We start from the raw sequence: 11,587 nt of genomic DNA on the forward strand, positions 1-11,587 counted from the left end.
TCAGAAGTGAAACGCCGTAGCGCCGATGGTAGTGTGGGGTCTCCCCATGCGAGAGTAGGACACTGCCAGGCATCAAATTTAGAGTGCTGATATGGCTCAGTTGGTAGAGCGCACCCTTGGTAAGGGTGAGGTCCCCAGTTCGACTCTGGGTATCAGCACCAGTTACATGGGTTAAAGTTCGGTAGTTGTAGAAAAGAATTTACCTGGCGGCAATAGCGCGGTGGTCCCACCTGACTCCATGCCGAACTCAGAAGTGAAACGCCGTAGCGCCGATGGTAGTGTGGGGTCTCCCCATGCGAGAGTAGGACACTGCCAGGTATCAAATCAAGTAAAGACCCCATGCCAAAAGCGTGGGGTTTTTGCTTTTCTGCTATCCAGTAAAATTCTATTGATAATCCTGAACAAACCGACTGTAAATACAGTCGGTTTTTGTGCTTTTCAGTATCTAAACTTATATAACGACTATTTCCTATACTGTATATGCTGAAATTTCAGCAATGAAACATTTTCAGGTTGTTGCAGATCGCTCGACTTTTTATCAAAAAACCGCTATCTTCGGGCATCTAGAAGTCTAAACGTATAAACGGATATATTGAGGATATAGGCATGCCAATTCGGGTCCCTGATGAATTACCGGCGGTGAGTTTCTTACGCAATGAGAATGTCTTTGTTATGACCTCATCACGTGCGAAAACTCAGGAAATTCGTCCCCTGAAGGTGTTGGTTTTGAATCTGATGCCTAAAAAAATTGAGACGGAGAATCAATTCCTACGTTTACTCTCTAACTCACCATTGCAGATTGATATCCAGTTGCTGCGGATTGATAGCCGCGAGTCAAAAAACACGCCAGCTGAGCATCTAAACAACTTCTATTGCGATTTTGAAGATATTCAAGAGCAAAACTTCGATGGATTGATTGTAACTGGCGCACCTTTGGGGTTAGTTGATTTCTGTGATGTTGCCTATTGGCCACAGATTGAACGTATTATCGCCTGGGCAAAAGATCACGTTACCTCGACCTTATTTGTGTGTTGGGCGGTACAAGCGGCATTAAACATCCTGTATGGCATCCCCAAGATGACGCGTGAGACTAAGCTCTCAGGTATTTACCACCACCAAACCGATAAACCCTTGGCGCTATTGACGCGCGGCTTCGATGAGACATTCCTGGCCCCTCACTCCCGCTATGCAGACTTCCCGGTTGAGATACTTGAGCAATATACCGACTTGGATATTTTGGTCTCTTCTGAAGAGGCTGGAGCCTACCTGTTTGCCAGCAAAGATAAGCGAGTTGCTTTTGTGACAGGTCATCCTGAATATGATGTCGACACTCTGGCAGGTGAATATCAGCGAGATCTAGCCGCCGGTCTAAACCCACAAGTTCCTCTCAATTATTTCCCAAACGACGATGCTTCTTTGCCACCAAAAGCATCTTGGCGCAGCCATGGGCATTTGTTATTTGCCAACTGGCTGAACTACTACGTTTACCAAATCACCCCATTTGATTTGCGCCACATGAACCCTACTCTCGACTGATTTTATCCCCCTTCAAATGTTAACAAAGGCGGCTGAATCGAGGCCGCCTGCCTATTTCCCCTTCTGATATGCCCTATTATCCCTAGCTCTGACTGGTCGGATCTCTTTGTGAAACAATAAGTTACCGTGAAAAATTAGAGGTAATGGAAGCTAATTCCTATCTATCTAATCTACTCATTCATGTTAACGACATGATAAATAAAGATTAAAAAAATAATTTAAATAAAAATGGAAATCGTTTTTGATTTTCGTAATTAATTGATTATTCTTAGTCCTGTCGGGGTGAAAAATGACCATAAAATCTGACCTTCAATTTCCGGTTGGAACGCGTTACCCGATACGAATCCAAGAGTGACGCTACATTAGCGTTGATGTGAAAGTCGTGAGATTGGGAAGGGGAAGGGCAATGACACAACAGTTAGTCAGCACGGAGTTAGTTTTCACCCAGCATTTTAATGCTGCAGAGCGACAGGTTTTGCCAGATGAGGCCATCGAATTCTTAACTGAATTAGTGGTGAAATTTGCGGAACCACGTAGCAAACTCCTTGCTGCACGGGCATCCTGGCAGCAGGCCATTGATCAGGGCGCATTACCTGATTTTATTTCGGAAACCAATTCCATTCGTGAAGGTGACTGGAGAATTCAAGGTATTCCCACTGACTTGCGCGATCGTCGAGTAGAGATCACTGGGCCAGTTGAGCGCAAAATGGTCATTAATGCCCTCAATGCCAATGTCAAAGTCTTCATGGCTGACTTTGAAGATTCACTGGCGCCGAGCTGGGACAAAGTTATCGACGGTCAGATTAACTTGCATGATGCGGTAAAAGGCACCATTTCATATGCCAATGAATCCGGCAAAATTTATCAATTAAAGCCCAACCCTGCGGTATTGATTGCTCGTGTGCGCGGTCTGCATTTGCCAGAAAAACATGTGAAGTGGCAGGGAGAAGCGATTCCTGGCGGCCTGTTCGATTTCGCTTTGTATTTCTACCATAACTATAAGCAACTGCTGGCCAATGGCAGCGGCCCTTACTTCTATTTGCCGAAGATGCAGTCTTATCAAGAAGCCGCTTGGTGGAGTGATGTTTTCACCTTTACCGAGCAGCGTTTCGATTTGCCGCAAGGCACCATTAAAGCCACGGTGTTAATTGAAACCTTGCCAGCGGTGTTCCAGATGGACGAGATTCTTTATCACTTGCGTCATCATATTGTTGGGCTGAACTGCGGTCGCTGGGACTATATTTTCAGCTATATCAAAACGTTGAAAAACCATGGCGATCGTGTTCTGCCCGACCGTCAGTCGGTCACCATGACCAAGCCGTTCCTGAGTGCATATTCTCGCTTGCTGATTAAAACCTGCCATAAGCGCGGTGCTTTGGCGATGGGTGGCATGGCAGCGTTTATCCCCAATAAAGATCCGGTTCAAAACGCGTTGGTATTGGATAAAGTCCGTGCCGACAAAGAGTTAGAAGCCAGCAATGGTCACGACGGCACATGGGTTGCTCATCCGGGGCTGGCTGACACCGTGATGGCGGTCTTTAACCACGTTTTGGGCGACCGGCCTAATCAATTAGCAGTGACTCGTGAGCAGGACAAACCCATCACGGCTGCCGAGTTACTGGAGCCTTGCACCGGTGAGCGCACTGAAGAAGGGATGAGAGCTAATATCCGCGTCGCAGTGCAATACATCGAAGCATGGATATCCGGCAATGGCTGTGTGCCGATTTATGGCTTGATGGAAGATGCCGCGACGGCAGAGATTTCCCGTACTTCTATCTGGCAATGGATACATCACCAGAAAAGCCTGAGTAATGGTCAGACGGTGACGAAAGAACTGTTCCGCCGCATGTTGAGTGAAGAAATGCAGGTAGTGAAGCTTGAACTTGGCGCAGAGCGTTTTGATGGTGGGCGGTTTGAAGAGGCCGCGCGTCTGATGGAACGGATTACAACACAAGACGAGCTTATCGACTTCCTGACGTTGCCAGGCTACGCATTATTAGCCTGAGACGACAGCCTATTTAACCCTACAAAATTAATTATAAGGAATATCGTCATGACTACCTCTCGTACTCAACAAATTCAGCAGTTGGAAGAAGAATGGAAATCACCGCGCTGGAAGGGGATTACCCGCCCCTATACTGCAGAAGAAGTGATCAAGTTACGCGGTTCAGTTAATCCGGAATGTACACTGGCGCAGCACGGCGCTAAAAGATTATGGGAATTGCTGCACGGCAAATCGCGCAAAGGCTATATCAACTGTCTGGGGGCATTAACCGGCGGTCAGGCTTTGCAACAGGCGAAAGCCGGTGTTGAAGCCATCTATCTGTCGGGTTGGCAAGTGGCGGCTGATGCCAACACCGCTTCCAGCATGTACCCAGACCAGTCCCTGTACCCGGTGGACTCTGTTCCTGCGGTGGTTAAACGCATTAATAACAGTTTCCGCCGTGCAGATCAGATTCAGTGGTCGAATAATATTGAGCCGGGAAGCAAAGGCTATACCGACTATTTCCTGCCAATCGTCGCGGATGCTGAAGCCGGTTTTGGCGGGGTACTGAATGCGTTTGAATTGATGAAAGCGATGATCGAGGCGGGCGCTGCCGGTGTGCACTTTGAAGACCAACTGGCCGCAGTGAAAAAATGTGGTCATATGGGCGGCAAAGTGTTGGTTCCTACCCAAGAGGCGATTCAGAAGCTGGTTGCCGCTCGTTTAGCCGCTGACGTGCTGGGGGTCCCCACTTTGGTGATTGCGCGTACCGATGCTGATGCCGCAGATTTGCTGACATCTGATTGTGACCCTTATGACAGCGAGTTTATTACAGGCGACCGCACTGCTGAAGGTTTCTTCCGGACTCATGCGGGCATTGAGCAAGCTATCAGCCGTGGCCTGGCTTATGCCCCGTATGCTGATTTGGTATGGTGCGAAACCTCAACGCCAGACTTAGCTCTAGCCAAACGTTTTGCTGAAGCTGTCCACGCTAAATTCCCAGGTAAATTACTGGCTTATAACTGCTCGCCATCATTTAACTGGAAGAAGAATTTGACTGACCAGCAGATTGCCAGCTTCCAGGATGACCTGTCCGCCATGGGCTACAAATACCAGTTTATTACCCTGGCTGGCATCCACAGCATGTGGTTTAACATGTTCGATCTGGCCCATGCTTATGCCCAGGGCGAGGGTATGAAGCACTATGTCGAGAAAGTACAGCAGCCAGAGTTTGCCTCTGTTGAGCGCGGCTATACGTTTGCATCTCATCAGCAAGAAGTTGGTACCGGCTACTTTGATAAAGTGACTAATATCATTCAGGGCGGTGAGTCATCAGTCACTGCATTGACCGGCTCGACGGAAGAACAGCAGTTTTAATCTGCTGACGGAGTGAAGGTGTGGTGTTATCGAGAGCCTGCTTATGCAGGCTCTGTTCCGTATGGTGGGGGTGAGCATGGTGGCAAAGCTGGAACAATTAATCGCTCAGACAATTTTGCAGGGATTCGATGCACAATATGGCCGCTTTTTGGAGGTCACAGCCGGTGCTCAACATCGCTTTGAGCAAGCCGACTGGCAAGCCGTACAACAAGCGATGAAAAAGCGAATTCACCTCTATGATCACCATGTCGGTCTGGTGGTTGAACAACTGAAGCACATCACCGACCAGCGCTGCTTTGATGTGGCGTTCTTGGCACGGGTAAAAGAGATTTATACCGGATTATTGCCGGATTATCCGCGCTTTGAGATAGCCGAGAGTTTCTTTAATTCGGTTTATTGCCGGTTGTTCAAGCATCGAGATTTAACACCCGATAAATTATTTGTTTTTAGCTCGCAACCCGAGCGGCGCTTTCGCGAAATTCCACGTCCTTTAGCGCGAGATTTCGCCCCAAAAGGTAATCTGATTGGCATGTTACAGATGGTGCTCAATGACTTACCACTGCGTTTACCTTGGGAAAATCTGCCGCGCGATATTGATTATATTGTGACGGCACTGCGGCAAAATTTTACGGATAATCAACTGGCTGATGCGCGGTTTCAAATTGCTAACGAATTGTTTTACCGCAATAAAGCTGCCTGGCTGGTAGGGAAACTACGACTAGCGGAGGGCATTTATCCCTTCCTGCTGCCTATTCATCACAATGAATCTGGTGCGCTATTTATTGATACCTGTTTAACCAGCAAGGCCGAGGCCAGCATTGTATTTGGTTTTGCCCGTTCTTATTTCATGGTGTATGCGCCACTGCCAGCGGCAATGGTGGAGTGGCTGCGGGAAATATTACCCGGTAAGTCAACCGCTGAGCTGTATATGGCGATTGGTTGCCAGAAGCACGGTAAAACCGAAAGTTATCGTGAATACCTAACATTCGTTCATCAATCCAGAGAGCAGTTCATTATTGCGCCCGGAGTCAAAGGTATGGTGATGCTGGTGTTTACCCTGCCGTCATTCGACCGCGTGTTTAAGGTGATAAAAGATCAGTTTGCACCGCAAAAAGAGGTCAGTCAGGCTCGAGTTTTAGAATGCTATCAATTGGTTAAAGAGCATGACCGAGTAGGGCGCATGGCGGATACTCAAGAGTATGAGAATTTTGTGATTGATAAGCATCGTCTGAGCCCTGAATTACTGGCGGAGTTACAGCGGGAAGTACCGGAAAAACTGGAAGACTTAGGTGACCAAATCATCATTAAACACCTGTATATGGAGCGGCGGATGACGCCATTGAACCTCTATATGGAGCAGGCGGATGATCAGCAGTTGAAAGATGCTATCGAGGAATACGGTAATGCCATCAAACAGTTGGCGGCGGCGAATATCTTCCCCGGTGACATGTTATTTAAGAACTTCGGCGTTACCCGCCATGGGCGGGTGGTGTTCTACGATTATGATGAAATTTGCTATATGACGGAGGTGAACTTCCGCGATATCCCACCTCCGCGCTACCCAGAAGATGAGATGGCCAGCGAGCCGTGGTATAGCGTGTCACCCAATGATGTCTTCCCGGAAGAGTTTCGCCATTTTTTATGTAACGACCGGAAAGTGAGACACTTTTTTGAAGAGACGCACAGTGACTTGTTCCATGCCAGTTATTGGCGCGGTTTACAGCAACGTATTCGGGATGGGCATGTGGAGGATGTTTTTGCATACCGGAAGAAAAAACGTTTCTCACAGCGAGTGATCAGTTGACGGCGACTTAAGCGCCGTCATCCAACTAACTCCGATTGCCGCCGCCGTAAGATTGAGTAATTTCTTTTGCAGCATGAATGACTAGCGCGCCAAGTTCTGTGACGCGATCGTCGGTAATGCGCGATACCGGGCCGGAGATAGAGATCGCCGCGAAGGCTTCGTGATGCTCATCGAATAAACACGCGGCGATGCAGCGCAGACCGAGGGCATGTTCTTCATCATCGAATGAATAACCTTGCTTGCGGATTAATGCCAGATTCTCTTTCAGACTGGCTGGGCTGGTGCGAGTATGTTGGGTATAGGCATGCAGCCCTTTTTTATGTAAAAGCTGTACCAGCTGATCGTCCGATAAGGTAGAGAGAAAGGCTTTGCCTGCGCCAGAAGCATGCATCGGCAGCTTGCCGCCAATCGGTGCGGACATGCGCATCAGTGCGGTACATTGCACTTGGTCGATAATAATGGCTTGATAATCACTGTGATCGAGCACCGCCAGATTCACGGTTTCGCCAGATTCATCCATTAAGCGGCGCAGCATCGGGTGAACCATTGCCAGCAAATTGCGGCTTTGCAAAAAGCTGCTGCCCACAATAAAGGCGTGAGCGCCCATGGTCCAAAGGCCTAAATCCCCGACTTGGCGAACAAAACCTTGTTGTTGCATGGTGGTCAACAGACGATGAGTGGTTGAGTTTGGTAAACCCGCCTGTTGCGCTAAATCAGTCAGTGCCACACTTCCTTGAGCTTCGGAAATATATTCCAGTAATTTAAGCCCGCGAGTTAATGATTGAACTTGACCGGTTGCCGCTGTAGGTGTTTGCGCGGCTGCCTTGGGTTTCTTTCCCCGTTTAATCGGAATCGGTAACGCCATAAATCAGCCCCTCAGATATTTTTATGGAATTCATTTTCGTTTTTCAATTATGCATGCAAACCGTAAAAAATGCTCATCCGATGAGTGAGTTTCGCTACCTGAAAAAGTCTCAACTGGCTGCGGACTCATTACGTCGGTAACTTGTGCTAGGATGACAGACTGATTTGTGAATGGATTATTTTTCAGCATATCTGATACTAATAAATACAAAAAATACGTCGGGCAATGGCAAGGCAATAGGGTAAAGAGGCGACAGTGGTGGATACAGTAACAAATAATAAGGTTAAGGAATTACACCAGCAGCTGGCACAAAGGATCTTGGTGCTGGATGGTGGCATGGGCACCATGATTCAGAGCTATCGGCTGGAAGAGGCTGATTATCGCGGTGCTCGTTTTGCCGATTGGTCCAGTGATCTGAAGGGCAACAATGACTTACTGGTGCTTTCCAAACCGGAAGTCATTATTGCCATTCATAACGCTTATCTTGAAGCGGGCGCTGATATTCTCGAAACCAACACATTCAACTCCACCCCCATTGCTATGGCGGATTATCAGATGGAGTCGCTGTCGGCTGAAATTAACTATGAAGCTGCCCGCCTGGCCCGAATTTGTGCTGATGAATGGACGGCCCGCACACCTGAAAAACCGCGTTATGTTGCTGGGGTGCTTGGCCCAACCAACCGAACTGCGTCTATTTCACCTAAAGTTAATGATCCGGCGTTTCGTAACGTCAGTTTTGATCAGCTAGTTGAGGCTTATCGAGAATCGACCCGCGCGTTAATTGAGGGCGGCGTTGATCTGATTATGATTGAAACTGTCTTCGATACCCTCAATGCCAAAGCGGCGACATTTGCCGTTGAATCTGAATTCGAAGCCATGGGCGTGCTACTGCCGGTAATGATTTCCGGCACCATTACCGACGCCTCTGGTCGTACGTTATCCGGCCAAACCACCGAAGCTTTTTATAACTCGCTGCGCCATGTGAAGCCGCTCTCTTTTGGCTTGAACTGTGCCTTGGGGCCAGATGAGTTACGTCAATATGTCGCTGAGTTATCGCGCATTTCTGAATATTATGTCAGTGCGCACCCGAATGCCGGTTTGCCGAATGCCTTTGGTGAATATGATCTGGAAGCCAAAGAGATGGCTGAGCAGATTGGTGAGTGGGCGCGGGCTGGATTTTTGAATATCGTCGGTGGCTGCTGCGGCACCACACCACGGCATATCGCCGCGATGGTCAAAGCGGTATCTGGCGTCGCGCCACGGCCATTGCCGGATATCCCCGTCGCTTGCCGCCTGGCGGGGCTGGAGCCGTTGACGATTGATGCCAATACCCTGTTTGTGAACATTGGTGAGCGTACTAACGTTACCGGCTCGGCACGCTTCAAGCGGCTGATAAAAGAAGATAAATATGGCGAAGCGCTGGATGTCGCTCGCCAACAGGTTGAGAGTGGCGCGCAGATCATCGATATCAATATGGATGAGGGGATGCTCGACGCCGAGGCCGCCATGGTGCGTTTCCTCAATCTGATTGCCGGTGAACCTGATATCGCCCGGGTGCCGATTATGATTGACTCCTCAAAGTGGGATGTCATCGAAAAAGGCCTTAAATGCATTCAGGGCAAGGGCATCGTCAACTCCATTTCGATGAAAGAGGGCGTCGATGCCTTTATTCATCATGCCAAGCTGGTTCGCCGCTATGGTGCAGCCATGGTGGTGATGGCCTTTGATGAGCAAGGACAGGCGGATACTCGCGCCCGTAAAATCGAAATTTGCCGTCGCGCCTATAAGATTTTGACCGAAACTGTCGGCTTCCCGCCGGAAGATATTATTTTCGACCCGAATATTTTTGCCGTCGCTACCGGGATTGAAGAGCATAACAACTATGCTGTCGACTTTATTGAAGCTTGTGCGGATATCAAAGCCGAACTGCCTTATGCCATGATTTCTGGCGGTGTTTCCAACGTCTCTTTCTCCTTCCGTGGCAATGATCCGGTGCGAGAAGCTATTCACGCGGTATTCCTTTATTACGCCATTCGTAATGGTATGGATATGGGGATCGTCAACGCCGGGCAGTTGGCTATCTATGACGACCTGTCAGATGAGCTGCGGGATGCAGTTGAGGATGTGATTCTTAACCGCCGTGATGACAGCACCGAGCGCCTGTTGGACTTGGCTGAAAAATACCGTGGCAGTAAAAGTGATGAAGTCGCGGTTCAGCAAGCGGAATGGCGCGGCTGGCCAGTGACGAAGCGGCTGGAATATTCACTGGTTAAAGGCATTACCGAATTTATTGAGTTGGATACGGAAGAAGCCCGACTGGAAGCCGACCGGCCGATTGAGGTTATCGAAGGGCCATTGATGGCTGGTATGAATGTCGTCGGGGACTTGTTCGGTGAAGGGAAAATGTTCCTGCCGCAGGTAGTGAAATCCGCCCGAGTAATGAAACAGGCGGTCGCCTATCTTGAACCTTATATTGAAGCCAGCAAACAGAAGGGCAGTACCGCGGGTAAGATTCTGTTGGCGACGGTAAAAGGTGATGTGCATGATATCGGTAAAAATATTGTCGGTGTGGTATTGCAGTGCAATAACTATGAAATTATCGATTTGGGTGTGATGGTGCCGACTGAAAAAATCTTGCGCACCGCGCGGGAAGAGAAGGTGGATATTATCGGCTTATCTGGCCTTATCACCCCGTCGCTGGATGAGATGGTTAACGTCGCCAAAGAGATGGAGCGTCAGGGCTTTACTCTGCCGCTGTTGATTGGCGGTGCCACCACTTCCAAGGCCCATACCGCCGTGAAAATCGAGCAAAACTACAGTGGCTCCACCACTTATGTCTCGAATGCGTCACGCAGTGTTGGCGTGGTTTCGGCTCTGTTATCTGATACTCAACGCGATGCTTTTGTGGCAAAAACCCGTAAAGAATATGAAACCGTGCGTATTCAGCATGCGCGTAAGAAACCACGCACTCCGCCGGTGAGTTTGCAAGCTGCCCGCGACAACCGCACAGTGATTGATTGGGAAAATTATACTCCGCCAGCAGTACACAAGTTAGGTGTGCAACAGGTCGAGGCCAGCATTGAAACCTTGCGCAATTACATCGACTGGACGCCATTCTTTATGACTTGGTCGTTGGCGGGCAAATATCCGCGCATTCTGGAAGATGAGGTGGTTGGGGAAGAAGCCAAACGCCTGTTTGCCGATGCCAATGAGATGCTGGATAAGCTATCGGCAGAAGATTTACTGCATCCCAAAGGCGTGGTTGGGTTGTTCCCTGCCAACAGTGTTGGGGATGATATCGAAATTTATCGTGATGAACGGCGAGATGAAGTGCTGGTGGTCAGCCACCATTTACGTCAGCAAACAGAAAAAACCGACTTCGCGAACTATTGCCTGGCGGATTACATCGCACCTAAATCTAGTGGTAAAGCTGATTATTATGGCGCTTTTGCCGTTACCGGTGGTCTGGAAGAGGATGCACTGGCCGAGGCCTGTGATGCCCAACATGATGATTACAATAAAATCATGATTAAGGCGCTGTCCGACCGTCTGGCTGAGGCCTTTGCTGAATATCTGCATGAGCGGGTACGCAAAGTGTATTGGGGCTTTGCACCCAATGAAAACCTAAGCAATGAAGAGCTAGTGCGCGAGAATTATCAAGGGATTCGCCCGGCTCCGGGGTATCCGGCCTGTCCGGAACATACCGAAAAAGGCCAAATCTGGCAGTTGCTGGATGTGGAAACCCACACGGGCATGAAGCTGACCGAGTCCTATGCCATGTGGCCGGGAGCATCAGTCTCGGGCTGGTATTTTAGTCATCCAGATAGCAAATACTTTGCTGTGGCACAGATTCAGCGTGATCAGGTGGAGGATTATGCCGCCCGCAAAGGGATGCCAGTGGCTGAGGTTGAGCGCTGGTTAGCGCCTAATCTGGGTTACGACGCGGATTGATATACCGCTTGGTTGTTGAAGTTGTTGAAAATGCAGAGGGCGCGCGGGTCGCCCCCTGCAATATTACTGA

General features: G+C 49.1%; 6 protein-coding genes, 1 tRNA gene and 1 rRNA gene. 7 read left to right on the plus strand and 1 reads right to left on the minus strand.

Annotated features, from left to right (window positions below):
• Positions 1-85: 85 nt before the first annotated feature.
• The 6 genes from FTA96_RS21400 to aceK all read left to right on the plus strand — a co-directional run bounded on the left by FTA96_RS21400 (position 86) and on the right by aceK (position 6,701).
• A tRNA-Thr gene (locus tag FTA96_RS21400) sits at positions 86-161 on the plus strand.
• A 41-nt stretch (positions 162-202) separates the two neighbouring features.
• Positions 203-318 (plus strand): 5S ribosomal RNA (gene rrf / locus FTA96_RS21405).
• 288 nt (positions 319-606) lie between these two features.
• On the plus strand, positions 607-1,536 hold the full coding sequence (gene metA / locus FTA96_RS21410; protein ID WP_050111075.1) for a homoserine O-acetyltransferase MetA: 930 nt from the start codon (positions 607-609) through the stop codon (positions 1,534-1,536).
• 406 nt (positions 1,537-1,942) lie between these two features.
• Positions 1,943-3,541 carry a malate synthase A gene (aceB, locus tag FTA96_RS21415; RefSeq protein WP_145535566.1) on the plus strand — a complete coding sequence of 533 codons (1,599 nt, stop codon included), beginning with the start codon at positions 1,943-1,945 and terminating at the stop codon, positions 3,539-3,541.
• Between the two features lie 48 nt (positions 3,542-3,589).
• On the plus strand, positions 3,590-4,897 hold the full coding sequence (aceA, locus tag FTA96_RS21420) for an isocitrate lyase (protein ID WP_050111073.1): 1,308 nt from the start codon (positions 3,590-3,592) through the stop codon (positions 4,895-4,897).
• 76 nt (positions 4,898-4,973) lie between these two features.
• On the plus strand, positions 4,974-6,701 hold the full coding sequence (gene aceK / locus FTA96_RS21425; protein WP_145574931.1) for a bifunctional isocitrate dehydrogenase kinase/phosphatase: 1,728 nt from the start codon (positions 4,974-4,976) through the stop codon (positions 6,699-6,701).
• A 25-nt stretch (positions 6,702-6,726) separates the two neighbouring features.
• Here aceK and iclR read toward each other — a convergent pair whose 3' ends face one another.
• Entirely contained in the window at positions 6,727-7,566 is an 840-nt protein-coding gene (gene iclR / locus FTA96_RS21430) for a glyoxylate bypass operon transcriptional repressor IclR (RefSeq protein WP_050111072.1), read from the minus strand.
• A 255-nt stretch (positions 7,567-7,821) separates the two neighbouring features.
• On the opposite strand from iclR, the gene metH reads away from it, so the two are divergent.
• Positions 7,822-11,517, plus strand: coding sequence for a methionine synthase (gene metH / locus FTA96_RS21435; protein ID WP_145574852.1), 3,696 nt, complete (start codon positions 7,822-7,824; stop codon positions 11,515-11,517).
• The last annotated feature ends 70 nt before the right edge of the window (positions 11,518-11,587 follow it).

Source organism: Yersinia alsatica, from assembly GCF_902170305.1.
Classification (GTDB): domain Bacteria; phylum Pseudomonadota; class Gammaproteobacteria; order Enterobacterales; family Enterobacteriaceae; genus Yersinia; species Yersinia alsatica.

Bases quoted from the DNA above. Each gene is read 5' to 3' on its own strand.
- metA (WP_050111075.1), top strand. From the start codon at position 607: ATGCCAATTCGGGTCCCTGATGAATTACCGGCGGTGAGTTTCTTACGC.
- aceB (WP_145535566.1), top strand. From the start codon at position 1,943: ATGACACAACAGTTAGTCAGCACGGAGTTAGTTTTCACCCAGCATTTT.
- aceA (WP_050111073.1), top strand. From the start codon at position 3,590: ATGACTACCTCTCGTACTCAACAAATTCAGCAGTTGGAAGAAGAATGG.
- aceK (WP_145574931.1), top strand. From the start codon at position 4,974: ATGGTGGCAAAGCTGGAACAATTAATCGCTCAGACAATTTTGCAGGGA.
- iclR (WP_050111072.1), bottom strand. From the start codon at position 7,566: ATGGCGTTACCGATTCCGATTAAACGGGGAAAGAAACCCAAGGCAGCC.